This window comes from Solimonas aquatica (assembly GCF_900111015.1).
Taxonomy (GTDB): Bacteria; Pseudomonadota; Gammaproteobacteria; order Nevskiales; family Nevskiaceae; genus Solimonas; species Solimonas aquatica.
Genome location: NZ_FOFS01000019.1, coordinates 17,829 through 41,624 on the forward strand (window position 1 = coordinate 17,829; position 23,796 = coordinate 41,624).

The 23,796-nt window shown below is 65.4% G+C and carries 20 protein-coding genes; 12 read left to right on the plus strand and 8 right to left on the minus strand.

The window, feature by feature from the left end; all coding sequences use genetic code 11:
- Window positions 1-105 precede the first annotated feature (105 nt).
- Both BMY12_RS18955 and BMY12_RS18960 read left to right on the plus strand, forming a co-directional pair.
- Complete coding sequence (locus tag BMY12_RS18955) at window positions 106-3,963, plus strand: YhdP family protein (RefSeq protein ID WP_093289493.1); 3,858 nt, start codon at window positions 106-108, stop codon at window positions 3,961-3,963.
- Window positions 3,960-4,781, plus strand: a complete 822-nt coding sequence (locus tag BMY12_RS18960) for a carbon-nitrogen hydrolase family protein (protein WP_093289494.1) — start codon at window positions 3,960-3,962, stop codon at window positions 4,779-4,781. The genes BMY12_RS18955 and BMY12_RS18960 overlap by 4 nt, the downstream gene beginning before the upstream one ends.
- A 4-nt stretch (window positions 4,782-4,785) precedes the next feature.
- Here the strand turns inward: BMY12_RS18960 and BMY12_RS18965 are convergent, their stop codons facing one another.
- The 8 genes from BMY12_RS18965 to BMY12_RS19000 form a co-directional block, all read right to left on the minus strand.
- The gene (locus tag BMY12_RS18965; protein ID WP_143069015.1) at window positions 4,786-6,114 is read right to left on the minus strand and encodes a hypothetical protein; all 1,329 of its coding nucleotides are present in this window, start codon (window positions 6,112-6,114) and stop codon (window positions 4,786-4,788) included.
- Window positions 6,107-6,907, minus strand: a complete 801-nt coding sequence (locus BMY12_RS18970) for an outer membrane lipoprotein-sorting protein (RefSeq protein ID WP_093289497.1) — start codon at window positions 6,905-6,907, stop codon at window positions 6,107-6,109. The genes BMY12_RS18965 and BMY12_RS18970 overlap by 8 nt, the downstream gene beginning before the upstream one ends.
- A complete protein-coding gene (locus BMY12_RS18975) occupies window positions 6,904-9,246 on the minus strand; it encodes an efflux RND transporter permease subunit (RefSeq protein ID WP_093289499.1) in 2,343 nt (780 codons plus the stop codon). Before BMY12_RS18975 ends, BMY12_RS18970 begins: the two co-directional genes overlap by 4 nt.
- Window positions 9,243-10,151, minus strand: a complete 909-nt coding sequence (locus BMY12_RS18980) for a class I SAM-dependent methyltransferase (RefSeq protein ID WP_093289500.1) — start codon at window positions 10,149-10,151, stop codon at window positions 9,243-9,245. The genes BMY12_RS18975 and BMY12_RS18980 overlap by 4 nt, the downstream gene beginning before the upstream one ends.
- 97 nt (window positions 10,152-10,248) lie before the next feature.
- Window positions 10,249-11,502, minus strand: coding sequence for a hypothetical protein (locus BMY12_RS18985; protein ID WP_143069016.1), 1,254 nt, complete (start codon window positions 11,500-11,502; stop codon window positions 10,249-10,251).
- A 334-nt stretch (window positions 11,503-11,836) separates the two neighbouring features.
- Window positions 11,837-12,259, minus strand: a complete 423-nt coding sequence (locus tag BMY12_RS18990; RefSeq protein ID WP_093289503.1) for a hypothetical protein — start codon at window positions 12,257-12,259, stop codon at window positions 11,837-11,839.
- Window positions 12,256-13,284, minus strand: coding sequence for a radical SAM protein (locus tag BMY12_RS18995; RefSeq protein ID WP_093289505.1), 1,029 nt, complete (start codon window positions 13,282-13,284; stop codon window positions 12,256-12,258). Before BMY12_RS18995 ends, BMY12_RS18990 begins: the two co-directional genes overlap by 4 nt.
- A gap of 6 nt (window positions 13,285-13,290) precedes the next feature.
- Window positions 13,291-15,921: a protein kinase domain-containing protein gene (locus BMY12_RS19000; RefSeq protein WP_177189084.1), complete on the minus strand. Its 2,631-nt coding sequence runs from the start codon at window positions 15,919-15,921 to the stop codon at window positions 13,291-13,293.
- Between the two features lie 203 nt (window positions 15,922-16,124).
- Here BMY12_RS19000 and BMY12_RS20090 point away from each other — a divergent pair, with 203 nt between their 5' ends.
- The 10 genes from BMY12_RS20090 to coaD all read left to right on the plus strand — a co-directional run bounded on the left by BMY12_RS20090 (window position 16,125) and on the right by coaD (window position 23,784).
- Window positions 16,125-17,270, plus strand: coding sequence for a helix-turn-helix transcriptional regulator (locus BMY12_RS20090; protein ID WP_143069017.1), 1,146 nt, complete (start codon window positions 16,125-16,127; stop codon window positions 17,268-17,270).
- A gap of 188 nt (window positions 17,271-17,458) precedes the next feature.
- Window positions 17,459-18,901, plus strand: a complete 1,443-nt coding sequence (gene tldD / locus BMY12_RS19015; protein WP_093289511.1) for a metalloprotease TldD — start codon at window positions 17,459-17,461, stop codon at window positions 18,899-18,901.
- A 27-nt stretch (window positions 18,902-18,928) separates the two neighbouring features.
- Complete coding sequence (locus BMY12_RS19020; RefSeq protein WP_093289513.1) at window positions 18,929-20,179, plus strand: RNA polymerase sigma factor; 1,251 nt, start codon at window positions 18,929-18,931, stop codon at window positions 20,177-20,179.
- A 114-nt stretch (window positions 20,180-20,293) separates the two neighbouring features.
- Entirely contained in the window at window positions 20,294-20,713 is a 420-nt protein-coding gene (locus tag BMY12_RS19025) for a YciI family protein (protein WP_093289514.1), read from the plus strand.
- A gap of 32 nt (window positions 20,714-20,745) precedes the next feature.
- Complete coding sequence (locus tag BMY12_RS19030; RefSeq protein WP_093289516.1) at window positions 20,746-21,222, plus strand: VOC family protein; 477 nt, start codon at window positions 20,746-20,748, stop codon at window positions 21,220-21,222.
- A 28-nt stretch (window positions 21,223-21,250) separates the two neighbouring features.
- Window positions 21,251-21,745 carry a VOC family protein gene (locus tag BMY12_RS19035; protein ID WP_093289517.1) on the plus strand — a complete coding sequence of 165 codons (495 nt, stop codon included), beginning with the start codon at window positions 21,251-21,253 and terminating at the stop codon, window positions 21,743-21,745.
- Between the two features lie 9 nt (window positions 21,746-21,754).
- A complete protein-coding gene (locus tag BMY12_RS19040; protein ID WP_093289518.1) occupies window positions 21,755-22,195 on the plus strand; it encodes a VOC family protein in 441 nt (146 codons plus the stop codon).
- Window positions 22,192-22,554: a YciI family protein gene (locus BMY12_RS19045; protein ID WP_093289520.1), complete on the plus strand. Its 363-nt coding sequence runs from the start codon at window positions 22,192-22,194 to the stop codon at window positions 22,552-22,554. Before BMY12_RS19040 ends, BMY12_RS19045 begins: the two co-directional genes overlap by 4 nt.
- Window positions 22,555-22,678: 124 nt before the next feature.
- Window positions 22,679-23,251, plus strand: a complete 573-nt coding sequence (rsmD, locus tag BMY12_RS19050) for a 16S rRNA (guanine(966)-N(2))-methyltransferase RsmD (protein ID WP_093289521.1) — start codon at window positions 22,679-22,681, stop codon at window positions 23,249-23,251.
- A 47-nt stretch (window positions 23,252-23,298) separates the two neighbouring features.
- Window positions 23,299-23,784: a pantetheine-phosphate adenylyltransferase gene (gene coaD / locus BMY12_RS19055; RefSeq protein ID WP_093289523.1), complete on the plus strand. Its 486-nt coding sequence runs from the start codon at window positions 23,299-23,301 to the stop codon at window positions 23,782-23,784.
- The last annotated feature ends 12 nt before the right edge of the window (window positions 23,785-23,796 follow it).

Consider the following 23,796-nt stretch of genomic DNA (forward strand, 5'->3'; position numbering starts at 1 on the left):
TTGCGTGAACCGCAGCTGATCGGGGCGGGTCTGACAACTGGCCGCGCGCCGGCCGGCACGCGACAATACATCCCCCCATAAGCAAGCCGCCCGAAACCGCTCTCGATGGAACGCGTCAAACGCCGCTGGTGGACCTGGGCGATCTCGCTCTTGGCCGGCGTGGTGATCGTGACCACGGCCATCAGCGGTCTCTTCCAGGTGGCGGTGCTGGCGCTGCCCAGTTATCGCGCCGATCTTTCGGCCTGGATCACCAGGGTTGCCGACCGTCCGGTGCAGATCGGCGGCATCAATCTCAGCTGGCGCGGCCTGGAGCCGCGCCTGGATCTGGATGACATCACCCTGTTCAGCAACAGCGGCGAGGAGAGCCTGTCCGCCGAGCACCTGAGCATGGGCTTCAACCCGCTGCGCCTGCTGACCGGCAATGTCTTTCCCGATCATGTCGAGCTGTCCGGCATCAGCCTGAGCGCCGAGCGCGACGCGCAGGGCCGCTGGCGCATCGCCGGTTTCGGCGGTGGCGAGGACGACCCGGCCTGGCGCGAGGCCCTGGCGCGCGATCTCAAGCGCTTCCGCCATCTGCGCATCCAGAACTGCGAGCTGAGCCTGAGCGCGCCGGAGCTGGGGCCGCAGCCGCAGCTGCTGCGCCTGGGCGTGATGGAGCTGGATCTCACCAGCCAGGGCTTCGCGCTGTCCGGCGCGCTGCATCTGCCGGCGGCTTACGGCGATCTGCTGGAACTCTCCGCCGATGTCGAAGGCCCGCTCGCCGAGCCGGCGCAGTGGCACGGCGATTTCGAGCTGCGCTTCAAGCGCCTGCAGCCGCAGGGCTGGCTGCGTGCCTGGCTGCCGGAGGGCGCGGTCGCGGCGGCGCAGAATCTCAATCTCGGCATCGAAGGCAGCTTTGCCCAGCAGCGCGTCAAGCTCGCCGATCTGGTTCTGGATTCCGGACCGCTGGTGCTGGCGCAGGCCGGCCGCGTGGCGCAGGCGCGGCGCGCGCGCCTGCGCGGCCAGCTGCGCGGCGAGGCCGACGGCGCCTGGTATCTGGATCTGCGCGATCTGCGGCTGGACGATGAGCGCCTGGCGCACGGTGCGATCCGCTACCGGCGCAGCGACGCAGGCGGCGAGCTGGACGTGGACGCCGCCGAGCTGCGCCTGGGCCGGATCGCGCCCTGGTTCGGCATCACCACCGCAGCCGACGGCGCGGCGCGGCAGCTGACGCGTTTGTCCGGCAACCTGCGCAATCTGGTGCTGCGCTTGCGTGAGGACCAGAACCAGACCCTGCGCTACACCCTGACCACGCAGCTCGAACAGCTGGCCTTCGCCGCCGAGCCGGAGCAGAACCGCCCCGGCTTCAGCGGCCTCAGCGGGGAGCTCTCCGCCAGCGACAGCGGCGGCAGCCTGCGTCTGCAGCGTCTGCCGCTGTCGCTGCAGCTGCCCGGGGTGATGGCGCAGAACGTGTCCTTCGACAGTCTCAGCGCCCTGCTGCAGTGGCAGCGCAGCGCCGAAGGCTGGCATCTGGCGGTGCCGCAGCTGGCCTGGGTGCTGGCCGGCAGCAGCGGCGACGGGCGCCTGAGCCTGGAGCTGCCGGCCGAGCATCCGCACGATGCGGTGCTGGATCTGCAGGCCCGCTTCAGCGCGCAGGACGTGGAAGCCTTCAAGCCCTTCATGCCGCTGCACTGGCCGCAGCATCTGCGCGACTACCTGCAGCAGAGTCTGAAGAAAGGCCGCGTCTCGCACGGCGAGCTGCGCATCCAGGGGCCGCTCGCGGACTTTCCGTATCACCAGCGTCCCACCGGCAGCTGGCAGCTGGATCTGGACGCGCTGGGCGTGACCCTGGCCTTCGCGCCGGACTGGCCGAAGCTGGAGGACGTGGCCGCGCACCTGAGCTTCTCCGGCAACAGCCTGTCGATCGAGGCGCAGTCGCTGAAGATCGCCGGCAATCCGGTGCGTCGCGCGCTGGCCCGTTTCGACGACTTCGACGACGGCATCCTGCGCGTCTCGGCGCGCACCGAAGGCGAGATCGCGCGCTACTACGACTATCTGCGCGCCACGCCCCTGCACGAGCGGCTCAGCGGTCTGGTGGACGAAACCCGCGCCGCCGGTTCGGCGGCGGTGGATCTGGATCTGACCCTGCCGGTGCACGACATCAAGAGCAGCAGCGTGCAGGGCACGGTGAGTCTGGACGAGGTGCAGCTGATGGTGGGGCGCCTGGAACAGCCGCTGGCCGGCATCAGCGGCAGCCTGCGCTTCGACGATCAGGGCGTGAGCGCCGACCGGCTCAGTGCGCGCTTCGAGGAAATCCCGCTGAGTGTGCGCATCGTGCCGCGCGCCGGCACGCATGGCGTGGTGCAGGGTGATTTCAGTTTCAGTCCCGACGCCGATGGCCGCGGCGCCAGCGCGCTGATTCCCGCCTTCCTGCGGCCCATGTTCAAGGGCGAGAGCGCCTGGCATGCCGAGCTGCCGATCCAGGATGGCAACACCGCGCTGTATCTGAGCAGCGATCTGCGCGGCACCGACATCCAGCTGCCCGAGCCCCTGGGCAAGAGCGCCGAGCTGGCCGCGCCGCTGAACCTGCGCATCGGCGGCAAGCCGGAACTGATCGGTTTCAATTACGCGCAGAAGCTCAGCGGCGCGCTGTTGCTGGGCAGCGGCGAGCAGGGGCAGAGCCTGGACGGTCTGCATCTGCGTTTCGGTGCTGACAGCGCCTCGCCGCCGCAGCGCGGCCAGTATTTCATCGACGGGCACGCCGACACCGCGGACCTGGCCACCTGGATTCCCGCCATCGCCGGCATGAGCGGCACCGGCGGCGGCGCCCCGCAGATCGAAAGCCTGGAGCTGGATGTCGATCATCTGCGCTGGCAGCACCAGCTCAGCGAGGCCACGCATCTGCGTTACCGGCCGCAGAACAACGGCTGGCAGATCACGCTCAGCGGCGAAGGCGCGCAAGGCACGATCGACTGGCAGGGACCGGCGCCCGGCCGGCTCACCGCGCGGCTGGATCGCCTGCGCGTGCGTCCGCAGACGCCGCCGGGCGAGGCCGAGGCTGCCAGTGCCGACAAGGCCAGGAGCAGCGAGCCACCGCTGGATCCCACGCAATGGCCGGAACTGGACATCAGCTGCGCGGGGATTTTCTCCGGCGACACCGAGCTGGGCGCGCTGACGCTCAACAGCGCGCGCATCGCCGGCGGTCAGCGCCTGGATCGTTTCAATGTCAGCGGCGGCATCGCCGAGCTGCAGGCCGGCGGGCAGTGGCGGCGCAGCGAGGGGCGCTCCACGGGCGAGCTGCGCTTTGAACTGCAGAGCCGCGATATCGAAGCCCTGCTCAAGGCGCTGGACTACGCGCCCAGCCTCTCGGCCAAGAGCAGCCACGCCAATGGCCAGCTGCGCTGGACGCCGGCGGCGGGCGGACTCGACTGGCAGTCGGCGGCCGGCAAGATCGAGCTTGGTGCCGAAGACGGCCAGCTGCGCGCGGTGAAGCCCGGCGCCAGCCGCGTGCTGGGCCTGATCAACTTCTACGCGCTGCCACGCCGGCTCACGCTCAATTTCAGCGACGTGGTCGATCAGGGCCTGGCCTTCGACACCATCAGCGGCCAGTTCGATCTGGGCAATGGCGCGGCCAATACCCGCGATCTGGAAATCAAGGGACCTTCGCTGCGCATGCAGATGCATGGCCGCATCGGCCTGGCCGCGCGCGACTATGATCAGTACGTGACGGTGTATCCCGGCGTGTCCTCGGGTGTGACCCTGGGCGCGGCCCTGCTCGGCGGTCCGGCGGTGGGCGCGCTGGTGCTGCTGGCGCAGGAAGTGCTCGACAAGCCACTGGACCAGGTCACGCAATTGAGCTATCACCTCAGCGGCAGCTGGGACAATCCCAAGGTGGAACGCGTGGACGGGCGCGACGCGCGGCAGGGCGGCGAAGCCAAGTCGGGCAAGACCAACGGCGGCAACAACTCGGGCAAGCGCAAATGAGCTCTTCGATCATCGCGGCTTTGCAGATGAACAGCGGCGACGATGTCGCCGCCAATCTCGATGCGGCCGAGACGCTGCTGCGCGAAGCGGCTGCCGCCGGCGCCTGTCTGGCCACGCTGCCGGAGAACTTCGCGTTCATGGGCGCGCGTGATCGCGACAAGCTCGCGCACGGCGAGGCCGATGGCAGCGGCCCGATCCAGGACCGCCTGAGCAAGCTGGCGCGCGAGCTGGACTTGTGGATCGTCGCCGGCACCTTGCCGATCCGCCAGGACGGCGGCGAGCGCGTGTACGCGGCCAGCTGCGTCTACGACAGTGATGGCGCGCGCGTGGCGCGCTACGACAAGATTCATCTCTTCGACATCGAAGTGCCGGGCAGCGGCGGCGAGCGTTATCGCGAATCCAATTCCATCGCGCCCGGTCAGGCGCAGGCGGTGGTGGTGGATACGCCGGTGGGGCGTCTGGGTCTGTCGGTGTGCTACGACCTGCGCTTCCCCGAGCTGTACCGGCGTCTGGTGGCGGCCGGTGCCGAACTGCTCTGCGTGCCGGCGGCGTTCACCGTGAAGACCGGCGAGGCGCACTGGGACTTGCTGCTGCGCGCGCGCGCCGTGGAAAACCTCTGCTATGTCATCGCCCCGGGCCAGTGCGGCACGCATCCCGGTGGTCGCGGCACTTACGGTCACAGCCTCATCGTCGAACCCTGGGGCAGCGTGATCGCGACACGCGCCGAAGGTCCCGGCGTGGTGCTGGCCACGCGCGATGCGCAGCGCCAGAGCGAACTGCGCGCGGGCTTTCCGGCGCTGAGTCATCGGCGGCTGTAGGGCTTTAGCGCTGCCAGAGGCCGCTGCTGCTCAGGCCCACAAAGATCACACTGTTGCGCTGCAGGCGGCCGTAGGGACCCAGTGACGGACCGGCGAAATAGTCAGCGCCCAGCAGCAGACTGAGCTGATCGTTGAGCTGGTAGCGCAGGCGTGGACGGACGACCAGATCGCCATGCGCGGGCTGCCAGGCGGCATCCAGCGACAGCGCGCTGCGCTGATCCGCCGTGTAGTAGGACAGCCCGCCGCCAATGCCCAGACTCTGCGCGTACAGCGCTTCCGAGAGACTGGCGTGGGCATAGGCCAGGCTGCGCAGCGGTGCCGGGTTCAGCGCCGGATCGCGGTAGTCCAGGATGCGGCGCCACTGTGCTTGCAGGAATACCGAGCTGCTGCCCAGATGGTGCTCCACGCCAAACACTGCATCGAGAAACGCCTCGCCTTGCGAAAGATCTTCGCGTCGCGGCTGTCGCGGCCGTGTATACGCGGCCTCGCCGCGCCAGGCCCAGCTGCCTTTGATCCACTCCCAATCGCCGCCGAAGATCGCGCTGTCGGGATGATTCAAGCGCAGCAGTCCGGTAGCCAGATCTGGTGCCGAAACCAGCAGATTGGGCCGCTTCGCCGGCCCTTGAAAATAAGACAGTGACCAGCCGCCGCGCTCGTCGCGGGTATCCAGGCGCAGACCGCCGGCACCGAGTGAATGCGCGTCTCGCTCATCCTGATAGCGAAGCCCGGGCACTACCGGCAAGGGCATGCGGCTGGCGCGAAACAGCGGCTGCCAGAGTGCCTGCAGCGCGTGCGGGCCCCAGTTGTATCGCAGGCTCGCGGTCGGCAGCCCGAGTTTTTGGGCATCGTCGCTGTCCACCAGGCGCGTGTAGTCGCGGGCCGCGAGATTGTCGGTGGGGTTGAGCACCTCGGTACGGCCCCAGCGGATGATCTGCCAGCCGGCGGCCAGCTGCAGCATGCCATGCCGATAGTCGAGGTAGGCCTCGCGCGCCAGCGCCTTGCTGTGCGTGGCGGCGGATTCGTCGTCGGCCTGCACCCGCTCGCCATAGCTGCTGGCGCGCAGCGTCAGCCCGCCCGGCAGCGGCAGTTTAAGTCTGCCATCGAGCTGCATCACCGCTGCAACACGCGAGGCATCCAGCGTGCGTGTCCCTGACCAGTCCGAGAAACTGAGGGTGCCGAGCAATTCGGTGCGCCGTGGCCGCTGTGCGGCGACAGCCTCGGCGCTGACATCGCCGGTGGCAGGCGCTGCAGCTTCGGCATCCGGCGAATCCGCAGCGCTTGCCGAGCCCATTTGCAGCAATACCAGCAGCAAGGCTGCGGCGATCCTATTCATCCTGCTGCAGCGCATTGGGCGCGAAGGCTTCGGCTTTCAGCTGCGGCAGGAACACGAAGTCCTGCACCAGGATGCGGCTGCTGGCCTGATCCTGCAGCTGCTGCGCGCTGACCTCATAAGCCTGAAACGCGCCGGGCTGCTGGCTGATGGCCTGCACGCGATGGTTCTCGATGCGCTTGAGCGCCTGGCCTTGCTCATCCCAGGTATCCATGCGCCAGTTGAACGCGGTTTGTTGATCGATCCAGCTTTCGCGACGCGAGTAGCCGCTGTTCTGAATCACCGCATCGCCACGTGGCAGCGACACCACGCGCCAGCACTTATGACCCTCGTACTCGTCTTCACCGACGATATTGTGATGCCAGTCCTCGGGCTTGTGGCCCAGTACGTCGGCATTGCTCAGCACCGTGCCCATGAAGCTGTCGCGCTTGCCGTCCGCCAGCAGGCGCCGCAGGCGCTTGGCTGCCGGCAGATACACCCACAGCTCATCGTCACGGCCCTGATGCTCGATCAGCAGGCTGGCAAGGCCGCGCACCTCCGCCGGCAGCAGATAGAGCGCACGGCGGCTGGATTCGCCACTGTCGGACTGGGTGCGGATCAGGGTTTCCACTTCGCGCTTGCGCAGATTGCCGCTGGCGTTGCGCAGTTCGAAGACCATGTTCATGCGCGCACCACGCAGTTTGACGGTGGCGGCACTGCGCTGCATCAGCTGCAGCGCGTCCGGCGCATTCTCGATGGCCTGACAGTTTCCGGCAAAGGCCAGCAGCAGGCACGACAGGCTCAGCAAACGGATCATGAGCGGGGTTCTCCAAAAATGGCTTTGGGCCGCAAACTCAGCAGCAGGGCGGGAAACAGCGTCAGCGAGGCGATCACGCTGGCGAGCATGGCCAGGCTCACCATCACTCCGAGCCAGAGATGCACGTTGTAGCCCACGGACAGCACCAGCCCCAGATAACCACCGGCCACCGCGCTGGCCACGAACAATGCGGCCTTGCCGGCGGTACGGTAGGTGGCGGTGGTGGCGCGTTCGACATCGCCCTCGAACTCCACCAGGAAGTCACGCAGGCGCACACCGAAGTAGATGGCGTAGTCCGCGCCGATGCCCACCGATATGGCGGCGATGAAGACCGTGGCGACATTCAAGGGAATGCCCAGCGTGGTCATTGCCGCGAAGGCAAACAAGGTGGCGGCGAGCAGCGGTATGGCAATCAGCAGGCCGGTGAGCAGGCTGCGGAACAGCAGTGCCGCGACCAGGCTGGCGATGCCCAGCACTTGCAGGATGTTGGCGAGCTTGGCTTCGATGAATTTGCGATTCAGCGCCAGCGTGGTGGCGCCGGTTCCGCCCAGCTGCATGCGGATGCCGGGCGGCAGTTCGGCGTCGAACTGCTGGTGCAGACCGTGGAACAGCTGCTCGATATAGATCGAAGAGTCGGTGCGGGCCAGCACACGGATCAGCGCCGCATCGCGCTCCGGACTCAGCACATCGGCCAGGGCTTCACTGCCGGCGCCGCTCTCGTAGAGCAGCAGATACTGGCGCAGCGCGTCGGTGTTCCAGTCCAGCGCACCGCTGCGGCAGGCGCTGGGCTCGAAACCACAGGCGACTTCGGCGGCGGCATCGACATAAGAAGCCGTGGCGCCGATCTGCGCTTGCGTCTGCAGCCAGGCCTCGATGCGGCGCAGCAGATTGGCGGTTTGCGCGGTGGTCACCGAATCTGCGCCCTGGCCTTTAAACAAAAGATAAAGCACGTTGGAACCGGAGAAGCGCGCGTTGAGCGTCTGCTCGGCCTTGCGGATGGTGGTGAAGCGCGCGAAGTATTCGGCCACGGAATTATCCACCCGCACCTGCGCGGCCAGCAGGCCGCAGCCGCTGAGCAGCAACAGCGAGATCAGGATGGTGCGGCCGCGCCGCGCATCGCTGCTGCTGCGCTGCAGGAGCGCGACGATGCGATCCCAGAGGCTGTAGCGCTGTTCACCGGCGGGCAGCTGGCGGCAGGGCAGCAGCAGGCGCAGCGCCGGGATGAAGATCAGCTCGATCAACAGGCCGGCGGCGATGCCCAGCGCCACATAAAGCCCGAAGCTGCGGATCACCGGCGTCTTGAAGATCATCAGCGAAGCGAAGCTGGCGGCAGCCACCGTCGAGGCCGCCACCATCACCGGTGCCACAGCGACGAAGGCGCGTTCGATGGCGAGGCGGTTGATCGCCTGCCAGTCCGGATTCGCGGCCGGCATCTCAGCGGCCAGCTTGTGCAGCTCTTCATTGAAGCGCTTGAGCATCTGCACGGCGTGGCCGGCGGTGAGCGCGACGATGATGATCGGCGCACTGGTGTTGAAACCGTCCAGACGCATGCCGGCCTGCGTGATCACGGCAGTTGCGATGCCGGCCGAGGCCACCGCCGTGATCAGCGGAAAGATCATGCCCTGCAGGGTGCGGAAGGCCTCGTAATGAATCAGGCCGATCAGCAACAGCGTGAACGGCAGCACCAGAAAGATGTTTTGCGTATAGCGTTCTAGCTGCGCAAACACGCTGGGCTGGCCGCCGACCACCACGGTGAAGCCCGGTTCGGTGATCGCGGCGAGCTGTTGCTGCAGATCGGTCAGGTAGGCGCGCTTGCCCTGCGCCGGCTCCTTGAGCCGGAACAGAATCAGCGTGGCGCGACCGTCCTCGCTGAGCAGGCTGTGGTACAGGCGGCTCTGTCGCGCCCGCGCTTCGGCGTCGCGCCAGTCCTGGGCATTGCGCAGGATGCGGCTGATTTGCATGTCGCCGTCCTGTGTCTGCACCACACGCGCGCGTTCCGAGAGCAGCGAAATCACATCCAGGCTGCGCGCACCGGGCTGGGCGCGCAGCAGGGCGTGGATCGTGGCCAGCTGCGCGGCGCCCTTCTCATCCAGCAATGGCCCGTGGTCGCGGCTGAGGCCGATCACGATGTAGTCGCTGGGGCCGAACAGTTGCTGCGCGCTGCGGATGGTCTGGGTGATTTCGGATTCCTCCGGCAGCATGGTGTCCAGCTCGATGTAGATGCGCGGATACGGCAGGGCCGCGCAGACCAGGAGCAGCAGCACTGCTCCGCTGCCGATCACCGCCCGGCGGTGATCCAGCAGCAGGCGCAGCAGGCGCGCATAGTTCCAGGCGCTCATCCGCGCTTCACCAGTTCCAGATAGCCGACGGTGCCGAACGGGTCCTGGTGATAACGCCGCTGCGCGATCTGCGCCGCGTCCACGGCAGCGTCCAGCGCCTCGATCTGCGCGGGGCTGCGCACGATCAGGTTCCAGTCCATGAACAACTCCATGTAGCCGCGCACCATGTTGTCGGCCAGGAAGTTCGGCACGATCAGCTTGCCGCCGGGCGCGAGCCTGTCGAACAGACAGGCGGTCAAGGTCTGCGCCACCGGTTCCGGCAGGTAGTCGTAGAGGCCTGCGGCGTAAGCGAGATCCAGCGCCGGCAGCGGCAGCGCACGATTGAGGATGTCGCGCATCGGCCGATGGATGATCTCGACCGCGAGGCTGCCGTAGTCCTGTCGCACCACAGCCAGGCTCTCGGCGTCCTGATCAACGGCGTAAATCTTCGCGATGCGGCCCGCGCGCAGCGCTGCGCTCATGCCGGCTTCACGCAGATGGCCACAGGCCAGGGATAAGATGCGCGGTTCTCGTCCGCCGGCGGCGAGACGATCAATCTCCTGCGCCAGATACTGCAACCGCCAGCGCACGCCTTCGGCGCCGACTGTTGAAGTGGTACCTTCAAAGATGCGGCGGCCGATATCAGAAATGTCCGGTGGCGGTGTGCGGAAGTAGTGATGGTCCAGCATCACCGCATCGCCGGCGTAGCCGCGCGGTTTCTCGCGTGCGCGTGCGGTATGCGGGTCTTGCAGCAAAATCTGGTTGATCTCGTGGCGCGCGCAGAAGGGCCGCGCCACCTCGTTCCAGTATTGGTCGTCGCTGCGCAAACGCAGCTCGCTCAGCTGTCGGCAGAACTGGTGAACGGTGCTGGTGGTCTCCCCGCGATGCAGTTGCTGCAAAGCGCGGTCAAGGATGGTTTCGAGCATCAGAGAACTCCTGCGGCGCGCGGGCGCCGCCTGTGAATGAGGGTGGGTGGATCTTTTGATGTGCTAAGCAGCTAGAGGCTGATCAGCGGCCTTGGGCTCATGGCGACACCGCCAGCGAGCGCAGTGCGTTGAGGTCGTAGCCGAGCAGGATGCTGAGGCGAAGCTCGGAGTCGGTGGCCTGTGCGCTGCGCGACATGCCGGCCGCCGGCATGCTGGCGTAGAAACGCGTGGCCACGGAGGCGCCATTGCCGAACTTCACCATTTCCAGCAGGCCAGAGAGCACGATGCGCTCATAGCGGTTTCTGGTCTCGTCCGCACCGATGTCCTCCTTGGCCCAGCGCTTGTCACGCGCCAGGCCAATGAATATTTGACCGACGGACGAATCGAGATAGGGCTGACGGAATACGACCCCGGCGGAATAGTTGGGCCTGAGCGTCGCCATCATGCTTTTGTTGCCATCCACCGGCAGGCTTTCGTATCCCAGTCGGAAGCTGAGGCCAAAGAAGTCGGAGGGGCGCATGAAGTTTCCGCCGACCTGGATATTGGCAACGCCGCCTTTCTTGTCGAAGGGACTGACGACGTCGCTGTTGCCGCCGCTACTGCCGCTACCGCTACCGCTACTGCTGCTGTCCGTCTGCGCGGCGCTGCTGCTGCGCGTGAAGTATTCCAGGGTAGTGAAGGTGCGCAGCTCGGGCAGCCAGCCGAAGAAGCCGTAGTCCCCAATATTGATCAGGCTGCTCTCGGATCGGTACATCGCGGCATAGCCGCTCACCCAGTCGCCATTGCCCAGCAGCTGCTGATTGCTGCCGAAGTAGAAGGCGTAATGTCCGGCGCCATTGTCGAGCGCCTCGCGTGCAGCCTCCCCCATGAGCGCGAGCCGGCGTTTGGCATCAGCGCTGTCCGCCGCCGCCTGCTTGGTGTCGTCGGAGGCGTCCTTGCCCTTCGTTGCGGCGGCTCTTTTCTTGGCGTCCTCGCTCAAGGCGCTGGACAGGCTGCTGATGGCGGGGTAGAGCAGGCGCAGTGCCGGCGGGCTTTGCAGGTCCGGCAGGTCTTTGCGGGTGTTCAGGTCCAGAAGAAAGGCATTGACCTCCCGTACGCAGGCCAGCGTCTTGGCGTCGTCCGCTTCCTTACTGATGTACGTGCCCGCCACGCTGAAATAGGTGACCAGCTCGGCCACCAGACCCTCCGGGAGGGTTTGCACGCTGCCGCCGGCTTTTGCGGCGGGCAGCTTGGGCGCGGCTTGGCTGCATTTGGCCTCAACGACCGGCGCCGCATCGGCCGCGTGCGCCAAGGTGCCGGGCAAGGCCTGCGCGAGCCAGAGTCCGGCCGCCACTCGAAAATGCGCTTTCATGATCATCCCCTGTTGGTTGATCGCCGGTGTGCTGCGCGGCGACGGGGTTCACGATGAAAGCGGGCGGGAAATTAGTCCTGACGAGGTGGTGACGGACTTGTGAAAGATTTCTGCCGGCGGTTAAGTGCTTGTCTGAAAAGCAGACGCCGGAAGTTCTTGGGATGGCTGCGGATGTTCCCGCTGCAACCTGAACCTTCCGGCGCCCGGCAATGAAGACGAATCAGCTGCAGAGGTCCCTAGGCTGGCACTCGGCGGGCGGACGCCTCATGAGTGAGACACTGTTGGCAAGCTTGGCGCTGCTGATCGCCGTGACACGGTAATGGCCTTGTGCCATTCAGTCGATGACTGTTACGGAGTTGGCCGCAAGAATTTTCCGCAGATTTGCGAGGAAAGCGGCTTTGCTCGTGACCGTTTTGGTGAGCGGAGCTTTGATTTCAATATTTGTACCGCCTTGACTAACTGTGTTCTCCGAGAGGCGTTCCGGGGCGAGCATCGCCTGTGCAAGTTGCTCAGGCGTGGGCGGCTGTTGGAGGTTGAGCTGTTCATCCGCCCAAACAAAATAGCCACCACCTAAACTCTTGAGGCCACGCTTGTGCTCTGATTGCAGCTTGAGGAAAGGATTTCCAAGTACTTTCCTGGCCGTACCCTTTGCGTCATCGACCAGCGCTTGGCGCAGGCAGGCATTGTCGATCACCTTTGCGATGAGCTCAATGATTTGATTCTCGTTTGTTTCAACCGCAATGATCTCGATGCTCATAAGTCTCCTGGTTGGGATGGACAGCCTGAACAGTCGGCAAGATCGGGTGCGCCGGTCTTGCCTAACATGGGGACAAGAGACTGGGTCGGGCCGTGCCGGGCGCGGTGCAGGGCCTCGCACAAGGACGCCGCCGCCTGTGCCAGAACGTCCGTATGCGCGATGTGCAGGCACAGATCGCAGGCATTGGCATATGCCTCGCGCAGATGCTGACCATCACCCGCAAGGATCGCGGCGCCAGCGAAGTAGGCAGGCCCATGCTCGCGTAGCAGTCGCTGCTTGGCGCCCTGCTGCAGCCGATGCTGCAGCTCGGCCAGCGCAATGGCGCGGCTGTCGCCCAGCGACAGAAAATCGTGGTCGGCGCCGGGGGTGGCACAGCTGTAGGCCATGCCGTTTTCGCTGATGGCCAGGCTCTGGCCGGGGCACACCTCGCGCGGCAGTCCCGGCATACGAGGGTAGGAAGCTTCAGGCAGCGTTTGCCCGGTACTGAGGTAAGGCAATATCGGAGAATGAATATGCACGGCCGCCGGTATGGCCTTGCTCCACTGCAGGGCCGCGCCCTGCGTGCCCGCCTCATCCTGGGTGAAGATAACCTTCAGCTCGGTGAGCAGACCGGTGGCGCGTGCGAGGCGGACGGCGCGCTCCACTCTGGAGAGCGGCACGAAGGCCTGGTGAAATCGGCTGGTGCTGATCGCCAGCGTGCTCAGGCCGGCCTGCTCCAGGCGGCGGAGCTTGTCGCTGGCCGAGGCGTCGGACGTGGCCCAGTAGGCATTGCTCACGCATCCCACTTCGGCGCCGAGCTGACTGGCAAATCGCACCAGATCGAGCAGACGATCAAAATCGAGAAACACTTCGCCGCCGGTGAAATCGACGCGCAGCGCGTCGCCGGTGCTGAGCGCAGCGGCTTCTGTGATCAGGCGTTTGACCTCCTGAACCTCCAGCCAGGTATCACGGTGCGGCCCGCAGCTGCTGGCGCAGTGCACGCAGCGAGCATTGCAGCGGGAGGTCAGCGCGAAAGAGATTTCCATGGGCGCTCAGGGTCCAGATCGCGACTGCGCTTTTGCCACCCCGGCTTCCAGCAGCTGGGTACGCCAGTGCTTCGCGCCAAAGCGCTGCCGATAGGCCGTGACTGCATCCGCTGCGATTTCGGCATCGCCCCGGGCAGCAGAAAGCGCGGATTTGAGCGCCGTCAGCTGGAGTCGCATGAGATGCTGAGCGGGAAGCTCGTCCAGCTGCAGCCCCTTGCGCAGAAGCTCAGTGGCGGCAGGCTTGTCTCCAGCCAGAACCAAGCTCATCAGAAGCTGGGTATTGAGCAGCCGCGCCTGCAGGCTGTCCTGCCCGAAGTCGCGCTGCGCATGATGAATGCCGAGCTGCAGTGTCTGCGTGGCTGCCATGGGCTGGCCCAGCCTGAGCAGGACATAACTCAGTGCGATGCGAATCGGACCGCTTTGATCCAGGGTGGCGTCGTCGTTTTGAGCTACGACTGAAAGCAGTGTGGGTAGCGCTGCGCCTGGGTCGCCACTCTCCGCTTGCAGCTGCGCCAGGGCGGCGCGCGCGTTGAGTACATGCCAGGTCTTTTCGCTGCTCCAGAGCAGGCTATCGTGCAGGGCTCGGTTCAGAACCTGCCGCGCCTCGGGCAACCGGCCCGTGCCGAGAAGGACCAGCCCCAGGCTGACGCGCGCCCTGGCAGCGTCGATATGGCTGTCCCCATGCGCCGCCGAAAAATGGCCGATGGCAGCTGTGAGCGTGCGTTCGGCGTCGCCCAACTGGTCGAGATCCTGTTGGCAGCGTCCCAGCTCCAGTTCGATGCTGCCGAGCCGCTCAGGGTCAAGCGGCTCTTGTCCGGATTCCGTCATCAGGCTTTGCTTGAGTTGCTGTTCGGCCAGTGGCCATTCGCCAAGCCAGTAATGAGCGGCCGCCAAAGCGAACTGCACGCGGCGCACATCGGGGTCCTGTGCGCCCAGACGCGCAACGCCGAGGCGAAAAGCCGAATCGTGCTGATTGATCGTGCTTCTGAGTTGTCCCAGCACCCATTCCATGGTGATCAATTCGTCACGCCGCCGGAGGGTGGTGTTGGCGCCCAGACCGTCGAGCTGCTCCGATATCTGCAGCGCAGTTCGCAGATGCCGCGCCGCATCATCTGCCAGGTGCAGCTGGATGAAGGAAGTGCCGAGCGCCGAATGTACGTCTGCAGCGATAGCCGGTTCGGCCTTCAGCCGCCGGTCGATGTTTTCCGCCGCCATGCGCAGAAACTGCTCCACCGACATGTACATGACCGGTTCCTGACGGTCGTTGATTGGTGCGAAGAGATCCTTGCTCAAATAGTCGCTGACGGCTTTGGCTTGCTCAGCGGCGGTGTCGGCGCGACGCCGTTGCTGCTCTGCCCGCCAGTACAGCCAGCCACTGAGCACGATGCCGATGCTAAGGATCAGCATCAAAACACCCAGTGTATTGCGGCGGGCTCTCAGGCGCGTCAGTGCCAAGGCTGCAGCTTGGGCTTCAGCCTTGGCTTGAGCATCGGCCTCTCGTTGCTGATGCCGCGCCGGAAGCGTTCGCAAGGCTTGCGCGATCACCGCCGCATCCCCCGCCCGGCGTTCGGGGTGGCCATCGGCGAAATGAGCAATGTCCTCGCGCAGCAACTCGTCGTGAACCTCGCGTTCCCAGCCTGGCAACCAGGGTTTGTTCAAGTCACCCACGACGAATTGATACAGCATCACCCCCAGCGCGTAGATATCCGACTTGATGGTCGGTGCCTGCCCGGACAGTATCTCCGGTGCCAGATAGAGCGGAGTGGCAAAGCCTGGATCGCGCTGCAGGTCCAGGCTCAGGCCGGCCATGGTGATCTGCAGCTTCTGCAGCACTTCGGGCGCCAGAACATCACCGCTGCCCAGATCGCAGAGCAAGATTCGGTAGCCGCCGTCGGGCTGGATCTTCATCAGCACGTTGGCGGGCTTCAGGTCTTTGTGCAGCACGCCGACCTGATGCAGGCTGGCCAGTGCTTCCGCGATGGCGGCGATCAGTTCGAGGCGCTGCTTCAGGTCAATCGCGCCGAGTTCGCGTCCGTCCAGCCAGTCCAGGACGCTGCCCGGTTCTATCCATTCCGATTCGACGAAGTAGGGTGCTTCTTCGAGATTCCAGTCGATCAGGCGCGGTATCGGCGCCAGCTCGCTCAGGGACTCGCGCAGCAGGCGGTGCAGGGTGATTTCCCGTTTCAGCGCCTTGAGGGCATCGGGTCGCAAGGCGAACTTGAAGACGCGGCGCTCACCGGTCTTTTCATGGACGCCCAGCCAGACATCGCCCTGTCCGCCAATACCCAGGCGTCGTTCCAGTTTCCACCAGGGTCTTTGCGGCGGACGGTCGCCGGCACTCAGAGCGGGAAACGGTGATTCAGGTGCAGGAGAGATCCATTCCACCTGCACCGGTGCCGCAAGCCGGTAACCGTACTTGTACTCGGTGCTGATGACCGTCTGATCGTGGTCGCCCAGCACCTGGCGCAGGCGGGCGATGGCCTTGGTGAGCACATTCTCGGTGAGTACCCGTCCCGGCCAGACGGCTTCGAACAACTCGTCCTTGGTCTGTACCTTGCCGGCATTGCTCAGCAGGTGTTTGAGCAGTTCCAGGGGCTTGGGCTCAAGCCTGACGGCTTCCCCGCCAACGCTGAGCAAATGCCGGTCTTCTTCGAAGACAGCGTTGGCAAACGTCCAACGTCGACGTAGTTCGACGCCGCTTGCTTCCGGCCTATCCCCCACTGCTTCCCCTTTTGCTTTCTCCCAACGACAAAGTAGCTCTCATAAAGCGCATAAGTCGTCCCCATTTCAAGGGACAAATGCCACGTGAGCTGATAAGTTGATGTTGGTGCGTAGGGGGCGTGAAATTGGCTGAAAAGTCGGGGGCGGTTATGAAAAAAGGACGCCGGGAAGCGCTGACTGAGTGTCTGAGAGAAGCAGCGCTGAATGATGACGCGCTCAACGAACTTCCCCGGCAAATTGCGACGCTAGTCGGCGGGATGAGTTGCATCGTGCTACATCAACCGAAGGATGGTGTCATCGAGAATTTCACCTATAACGCTTTCGGTCCAGAGCACCTGCCGATCTACATGACCGAATTCGCTAATGAAGATCCGTGGACGAAGATCGGATTGGAACGTGCCGTCAATCGAGCTGTCAGCATTGATCGGTACCTCTCTCTTGCCGAGTTTGAGCGAACCCGTATTTGCAATGAATTTGCGAGGCCTCACGGGCTGGAGTCCCGTCATTGCGTGGGCATCGTTCTGCCTGCCAAAACGGGTACAGGTGTCATAGGTGTCCAGCGGAACAAAAGGCAAGGCGCCTTTGGTCCTGTGGATGAGGCGATTTTGCAGAGTGTCGCGCCGGAATTACGCCATTTTTTTGAGGTTCGGTCGCGACTAGCCCGAGCAGAGCGACGTGCCAAAACGGCAGAAGCCCTGTTTGATCGCTTTGTGATGGGTGTCCTGCTTGTGGATTCAGAATGCCGAGTGCTGTTCGCCAACGAAGCGGTGCTTGCGCTTCTGCGACAGGGCGATGGTCTTTCTTATGGGGCGGGTCGGCGGATCAGTGCCAGCGTCCGCTGCATAACCCAGCATTTGCATATGGTCGTGAGACAGGTGGCATACAGCCCAGACGCAGAGTCCCATGAGGAGGGGCTGGTCGTAAATCGGGCCTCAGGCGCGCCGCTACAGCTCGCTATCGCGCCATTTCGTTATCCCCATTTGGGGCATAAGGCGTCGGTTTTGATCTTGGTCCAAGACCCCAGCGCTGGCGTTGACGGCCTGCGTGCGATTCTTGGAAAAATGTTCCGTTTCTCCGCTGGTGAGACCGATGTCGCACTGGGTCTGGCCGAGGGCAAAACCTTACCGCAGATTGCGAGAGAACGCGGCGTTTTGGTCAGCACCGTTCAGACCCAGCTCAAGCGTGCGCTCGAGAAATCCGGTCTGCGTAAGCAGTCGGCGCTGGTTGCGGCAGTTGGCAGAGTGCCATTGCTGCGGTCAAGGTAGCTAAGGAGCACCACTTGCATGCCACGGTTGCGGCTCGATTTGTTGAAGACTTGCGATCCTCGGGCCTTGACCGGTTTCCGGTGACCCACATCGCGAGGGGCAACATTCTTTGGCCTGATGCCGAACACCGCTGATGCGCTCGCGAGGGTGCTAGCGAATCCCCAGCAATCCGCTACCATGGCAGCACCATGACCAACACCCTTTCCCTCGCCCGCCAGACCTTCCTCGACCCCGCCGAACTCGACGAGCGCCGTATCGCCGAGGTGCTGGGGCGGCTGATGAAGCCCGGCGTGGATGCCGCCGATCTCTACTTCCAGCATGCGATCACCGAGACCTGGTCGCTGGAGGACAGCGTGGTGAAGTCCGGCGCGCACCATGTCGAGCGCGGCGTGGGGGTGCGCGCGGTGTCAGGCGACAAGCAGGGCCTGGCGTATTCCGACGACATCGCCTTCGCCGCGCTGGCCGACGCCGCGCAGACCGCCAATGCCATCGTCCGCGCCGGACAGACCGGCAGCGTGCAGGCCTTTGCGCCGCGCGCGGTCACGCCGCTGTATGCGGCGGTGGATCCCATCGCGGCCTGGCCCACGGATCTGAAGCTCAAGCTCTTGCAGCGCGCCGATGCCGCGGCGCGCGCGGCGGATGCGCGCGTGATTCAGGTGATGTGCTCGCTGGCGGCGAGCTACGAAACCGTGCTGATCGCCAGCAGCGACGGCACCTTCGCCAGCGATGTGCGGCCGCTGGTGCGCATGGATGTGTCGGTGATCATCGAACATCAGGGTCGCCGCGAGCAGGCGCATGCCGGCGGCGGCGGGCGCCTGACTTATGAGCAGGCTTTCGCCGATGACACGCCGGAGCGTTATGCGCGCGAGGCGGTGCGCATCGCGCAGACCCTGCTGGAAGCGGTGCCGGCGCCGGCCGGGCAGCTGCCGGTGGTGCTGGGGCCGGGCTGGCCCGGCGTGCTGCTGCACGAGGCGGTGGGCCATGGCCTGGAAGGCGATTTCAACCGCAAGGGCACCTCGGCCTTCTCCGGACGCATCGGCGAGAAGGTGGTGTCGGAGCTATGCACGATTGTGGATGACGGCACCCTGGCCAATCGTCGCGGCTCGCTGAGCGTGGACGACGAGGGCACGCCCACGCAGTGCACCACGCTGATCGAAAACGGCGTGCTGCGCGGCTACATCCAGGACAAGCTCAATGCGCGCCTGATGAACATGGCGCCCACCGGCAACGGCCGGCGCGAATCCTATGCGCAGCTGCCCATGCCGCGCATGACCAATACCTACATGCTCGCCGGCCAGAGCGATCCGCAGGAAATCATCGCCAGCGTCGAGCGCGGCCTGTACGCGGTGAATTTCGGCGGCGGCCAGGTGGACATCACCTCGGGCAATTTCGTGTTCTCGGCTTCCGAGGCCTATCTGATCGAGAACGGTCGCGTGACGCGGCCGGTGAAGGGCGCGACCCTGATCGGCAACGGCCCGCAGGCGCTGTCGCGGGTGTCGATGCTGGGCAATGATCTCAAGCTCGACACCGGCGTCGGTGTCTGCGGCAAGGACGGCCAGAGCGTGCCGGTGGGTGTGGGCCAGCCCACGCTCAAGCTCGATGCCATCACCATCGGTGGCACGCAGGTTTAAGTCTCGCCGCGATGCCAGGGCTCGTGCATGAGCCCGGCGCAGGCCCGCGCGGCGGTTGATGCCGCCTACCGCGAACATTCCCGCGCGGTGCTCGCCACGCTGATCCGCCAGTTCGGTGATTTCGACCGCGCGGAGGAAGCCCTGCATGAAGCCTTTCGTGCCGCGCTGGAGCAGTGGCCGCAAGCCGGCCTGCCGGATCATCCCCGCGCCTGGCTGATTGCCGCCGGCCGCTTCAAGGGCATCGACGGGCTGCGCCGCGAATCGCGCTTCGAACCCCTGGATCTGGATGTGCATGACCGCGCGGCCGAGCGCGAGATCGAGGCGGATCACGAAGGCCTGGAAGATGATCGCCTGCGCCTGATTTTCACCTGCTGCCATCCGGCCCTGGGCTTCGATGCGCAGGTGGCGCTGACCTTGCGCGAGGTTTGCGGCCTGAGCACCGAGGAAATCGCGCGCGCCTTTCTCACGCCGGCGACGACGCTGGCGCAGCGCATCGTGCGCGCCAAGGCCAAGATCCGCGACGCGCGCATTCCTTATGAGGTGCCGGCACCCGGCGAACTGGCCGAGCGCCTGGATTCGGTGCTGCGCGCCATTTATCTGGTTTTCAACGAAGGCTATGCCGCCAGCGCCGGTGCGGCGCTCACCCGTCATGAGCTGTGCGACGAGGCGGTCCGGCTCGCGCGTCTGCTGGTGCAGCTGCTGCCGGAACCGGAGGCCATGGGCCTTCTGGCCTTGATGCTGCTGCACGACGCGCGGCGCGCCACGCGCAGCACGCCGGACGGTGAGCTGGTGCTGCTGGAACATCAGGATCGCAGCGCCTGGGACCAGACGCAGATTGCGCAAGGTGCGCAGCTGGTGCGGCGCGCGCTGCTGGCGCTGGCGCGCCTGCGCCCGCCGGGGCCGTATCTGATTCAGGCCGCCATCGCCGCCGTGCATGCGCAGGCGCCGGACTATGCGCAGACCGACTGGGCCGAGATCGTCGGCCTGTACGAACTGCTGCTGCGCGCGCAGCCCTCGCCCATCGTCGCGCTCAACCACGCGGTGGCCCTGGCCATGCGCGATGGCGCGCAGGCCGGGCTCGATGCGCTCGATGCCCTGCTGGCGCAGGGCGAGCTGGACGACTACCACCTGGCCCACGCCGCACGCGCCGATCTGTGCCGGCGCCTGGGCCGCACGGCCGAGGCGCACGGCGCCTACCAGCGTGCCCTGGCGCTGAGCCGCCAGGAACCCGAGCAGCGGTTCCTGCGCCGCCGGCTGGCCGAGCTCGAAGCGGGCTGAGCCGCAAAAAAAGTTTTCGCAGGCTGTCGATCCGCCGCAGTCCCGTCCGACTCTGTCATGAGCGCCGCAGAAAATCGTCGCGGCGGACATCGGCACAGACCTGGAGATTGCAAGATGCGATTCATGATCATCGTCAAAGCCACGGCAGATTCCGAGGCCGGGGTGATGCCCAAGCCGGAAATGTTCGAGACCATGGGCAAATTCCACGAAGAACTCGCGCAGGCGGGCATCCTGCTCGACGCCTCGGGCCTGCAGCGCAGCGCCCTGGGCTGGCGCATCCGCTATCAGGGCGAGCAGCGCAGCTTTGTCGATGGCCCCTTTGCTGAAACCAAGGAGCTGATCGCCGGCTATACCCTGATCCGCACCCACTCGCGCGAAGAGGCCATGGCCTGGACGCGGCGCTTTCCCAATCCCGCCATCGACGGCGGCGAGGGCGAGATCGAGGTACGCCAGCTGTTTGAAAGCGAGGATCTGGAACCCAGCGAGGCGCTGGCACGTTTTCTGGCCCTGGACCTGCCCAGTCAGTCCAGCTGAGTGTTCTGCACACACATCACAGGAGAAAGCTCATGGCACAAGTGAAGAAGATTCCCGAAGGCATGCACAGCATCACCCCGCATCTGGTCTGCGCCGGCGCGGCGCAGGCCATCGAGTTCTACAAGAAGGCCTTTGGCGCAGTGGAGCTGATGCGCCTGCCCGGGCCGGAGGGCAAGCTGATGCACGCCTCGGTGCGCATCGGTGATTCGGTGCTGATGCTGGTGGATGAGTTCCCCGAGTTCGGCAGCGTGGGGCCGAAGGCGCTCAAAGGCTCGCCGGTCACCATCCATCTGTACGTGGAAGACGCCGATGCGCAGGCTGCGCAGGCAGTGGCGGCCGGCGCCAGATTGCTGATGCCGGTCAGCGAGATGTTCTGGGGCGACCGTTACGGACAGCTGGAAGATCCCTTCGGGCATCGCTGGTCGCTGGCCACCCATGTGCGCGATCTGACGCCGGAGCAGATGGCCGAGGCGATGCGGAAAATGCCGCCGCCGGAACCGAAACGCTGAGCGCCGCCGAACCCACAGGAGTTCAGTCATGAAACTGCCCATCACGCCCTGCCTCTGGTTCAATCGTGAAGCGGAGGCGGCGGCCCGTCATTATGTTTCCATCTTCGACCAGGCCAGGATCACCGGCATCAGCCACTATCCGGATACCGGCCAGGAAACGCACGGCATGCCGGCCGGCACGGTGCTGACCGTGGAATTCGAGCTGCGGGGGCGGCCGTTCACCGCGCTCAACGGCGGGCCGCTGTTCAAGTTCAATGAAGCGGCGTCCCTGCAGGTGTTCTGCGAGACCCAGGAAGAGCTGGATTATTACTGGCAGCGCCTGGGTGAAGGCGGCGATCCGGCGGCGCAGCAATGCGGCTGGCTCAAGGACCGCTACGGCTTGTCCTGGCAGATCACGCCCAGCATGCTGCCGCCGATGATGAAGGACCCCGATCCGGCGCGGGTCAAGCGCGTGATGGCGGCTTTCATGCCGATGAAGAAACTGGATATCGAAGCGCTCAAGCGCGCCTACGCCCAACATTGAGGAGAACCCATGAACCCGACACTCAGCGCCAGCGGCGTCTACATCAATCTGCCCGTCAAGGACGTGCAGAAGACCAGGGACTTCTTCACGCAGCTGGGCTTTGCCTTCAATCCGCAGTTCAGCAATGAGCTGGCGGTGTGCGTGATTCTCAGCGAGAACAGCTGCGCGATGCTGCTCAGTCACGAACACTTCTCGCGGTTCACGCCGCATGCCATCAGCGATGCACGGCAAGTCACCGAGGTGCTGGTGTGCCTGATGCTGCCCAGCCGCGCGCAGGTGGACGAGCTGGTGGCCAAGGCCATCGCCGCCGGCGGCAGCACCTACAAAGAGCCGGAGGATCACGGCTTCATGTACGGGCACGGCTTCAAGGATCTGGACGGCCACATCTGGGAGCTGGGCTACATGGACCTGGAAGCCTTCACGCGCGCGCAGCAGGAGCAGAAGCAGTGAAATACCTGTGCCTGGTGTACGGCGAGGAAGGCAAGATCGCGGCGATGGACGATCACGAGTGCCTGGCCTGCGATGCCGCGCTGCGCGACAGCGGCCACTGCCTGTCGTCCGAGGCGCTGGAGTCCACCGCGACCGCCACCACCGTGCGCGTGCGCAACGGCCGGCTGTCGCTCACCGACGGTCCCTTCGCGGAAACCAGGGAGGCGCTCGCCGGCTTCTATCTGATCGAAGCGCGCGATCTGAACGAAGCGATCCAGCTCGCCGCGAAGATTCCACCCGCGCAGGTGGGCTGCGTGGAAGTGCGGCCGGTGCGCCCGATCCGCGAGCAGCCGCGCGGCGGACGGGCCATGCCGGACTGAGGCGGCAACGCCGGCCGCGCCATGCGCATGGCGCGGCCGAGGTTGACGTGCGCGCGCGCCTGAATACAGTGGGCGGACATCAAGACCGGGAATGTTGCTTGAGAGTCTGCCAGGGAGCGCACTGATGGCCAGTCGCGGCGAAGGAAAACTCAGGGTGATCGGCGGGCAGTGGCGCTCGCGGCTGGTCGAATTCGATCCGGCCAGCGGCGTGCGGCCCACACCGGATCGCGTGCGCCAGACCCTGTTCGACTGGCTGGCGCCGCGCATCGAGGGTGCGCGCTGTCTGGACCTGTTCGCCGGCAGCGGTGCGCTGGGCATCGAGGCCTTGTCGCGCGGTGCCGGCAGCTGCTGCTTCGTGGAGGAGGGCCATCGCCAGGCCAATGCCATCCGCAATGCGCTGCTGCTGCTGCATGCGCAGCACGCCGAGGTGGTGGAGCTGGATGCGATCTATTACCTGGACCAGACCTGGCATCGCTACGATCTGGTGTTTCTCGATCCGCCCTACGGCAAGGGTCTGCTCGAACGCGCCCTGGCCGAGCTGCCGCGCGCGCTCAAGCCGCAGGGCAGCCATGTCTATCTGGAATGGCCGGAGGGCAAGCAGCCGGAGCTGCCGGCGGGCTACAGCCTGGTGCGTGAGAAGCAGGCCGGTCAGGTATGCTTCGCGCTCGCCACCTACCAGCACCCCGGCAAGAGCTGATGAAGACCACGCGCGAGGCGCGTCGGGCTTCGTCCAGGACATCCGACATGAGCGTCATCGCGGCCTATAGCGGCACCTTCGACCCGATCACCTTCGGGCACTACGACATCATCCAGCGCGCCGCCAAGATGTTCCCGCGCCTGATCGTGGCCGTGGGCCACAACGTGGCTAAGAATCCGAAGTTCACGCTCGAAGAGCGCGTGAGCCTGATCCGCAAGGTGGTGCGCAAGCACAAGAATGTGGAAGTGCAGGGCTTCTCCGGTCTGGTGGTGGACTTTGCCCGCGAGCATGGCGTGACCGTGCTGGTGCGTGGCGTGCGCACCACCTTCGACTTCGATTACGAAAAGCAGATGGCGGTGATGAACCGCGATCTGTATCCGAAGCTCGACACCGTGATCATGAATCCCTCGCCCGAGTACGCGCATCTGTCCTCCTCGCTGGTGCGCGAGCTGGCCAATCTCGGCGCACCGGTGGAGAAGCTGGTGCCGGAGCCGGTGATCCCGGTGCTCAAGGAACGCTTCGGGCGCAAGTGAGCAGGTGCGGCT

What these genes read in the sequence shown, in the direction of transcription:
- BMY12_RS18955 (WP_093289493.1), top strand. Translation starts at nt 106, where the DNA reads ATGGAACGCGTCAAACGCCGCTGGTGGACCTGGGCGATCTCGCTCTTG.
- BMY12_RS18960 (WP_093289494.1), top strand. Translation starts at nt 3,960, where the DNA reads ATGAGCTCTTCGATCATCGCGGCTTTGCAGATGAACAGCGGCGACGAT.
- BMY12_RS18965 (WP_143069015.1), bottom strand. Translation starts at nt 6,114, where the DNA reads ATGAATAGGATCGCCGCAGCCTTGCTGCTGGTATTGCTGCAAATGGGC.
- BMY12_RS18970 (WP_093289497.1), bottom strand. Translation starts at nt 6,907, where the DNA reads ATGATCCGTTTGCTGAGCCTGTCGTGCCTGCTGCTGGCCTTTGCCGGA.
- BMY12_RS18975 (WP_093289499.1), bottom strand. Translation starts at nt 9,246, where the DNA reads ATGAGCGCCTGGAACTATGCGCGCCTGCTGCGCCTGCTGCTGGATCAC.
- BMY12_RS18980 (WP_093289500.1), bottom strand. Translation starts at nt 10,151, where the DNA reads ATGCTCGAAACCATCCTTGACCGCGCTTTGCAGCAACTGCATCGCGGG.
- BMY12_RS18985 (WP_143069016.1), bottom strand. Translation starts at nt 11,502, where the DNA reads ATGAAAGCGCATTTTCGAGTGGCGGCCGGACTCTGGCTCGCGCAGGCC.
- BMY12_RS18990 (WP_093289503.1), bottom strand. Translation starts at nt 12,259, where the DNA reads ATGAGCATCGAGATCATTGCGGTTGAAACAAACGAGAATCAAATCATT.
- BMY12_RS18995 (WP_093289505.1), bottom strand. Translation starts at nt 13,284, where the DNA reads ATGGAAATCTCTTTCGCGCTGACCTCCCGCTGCAATGCTCGCTGCGTG.
- tldD (WP_093289511.1), top strand. Translation starts at nt 17,459, where the DNA reads ATGACCAACACCCTTTCCCTCGCCCGCCAGACCTTCCTCGACCCCGCC.
- BMY12_RS19020 (WP_093289513.1), top strand. Translation starts at nt 18,929, where the DNA reads ATGAGCCCGGCGCAGGCCCGCGCGGCGGTTGATGCCGCCTACCGCGAA.
- BMY12_RS19025 (WP_093289514.1), top strand. Translation starts at nt 20,294, where the DNA reads ATGCGATTCATGATCATCGTCAAAGCCACGGCAGATTCCGAGGCCGGG.
- BMY12_RS19030 (WP_093289516.1), top strand. Translation starts at nt 20,746, where the DNA reads ATGGCACAAGTGAAGAAGATTCCCGAAGGCATGCACAGCATCACCCCG.
- BMY12_RS19035 (WP_093289517.1), top strand. Translation starts at nt 21,251, where the DNA reads ATGAAACTGCCCATCACGCCCTGCCTCTGGTTCAATCGTGAAGCGGAG.
- BMY12_RS19040 (WP_093289518.1), top strand. Translation starts at nt 21,755, where the DNA reads ATGAACCCGACACTCAGCGCCAGCGGCGTCTACATCAATCTGCCCGTC.
- rsmD (WP_093289521.1), top strand. Translation starts at nt 22,679, where the DNA reads ATGGCCAGTCGCGGCGAAGGAAAACTCAGGGTGATCGGCGGGCAGTGG.
- coaD (WP_093289523.1), top strand. Translation starts at nt 23,299, where the DNA reads ATGAGCGTCATCGCGGCCTATAGCGGCACCTTCGACCCGATCACCTTC.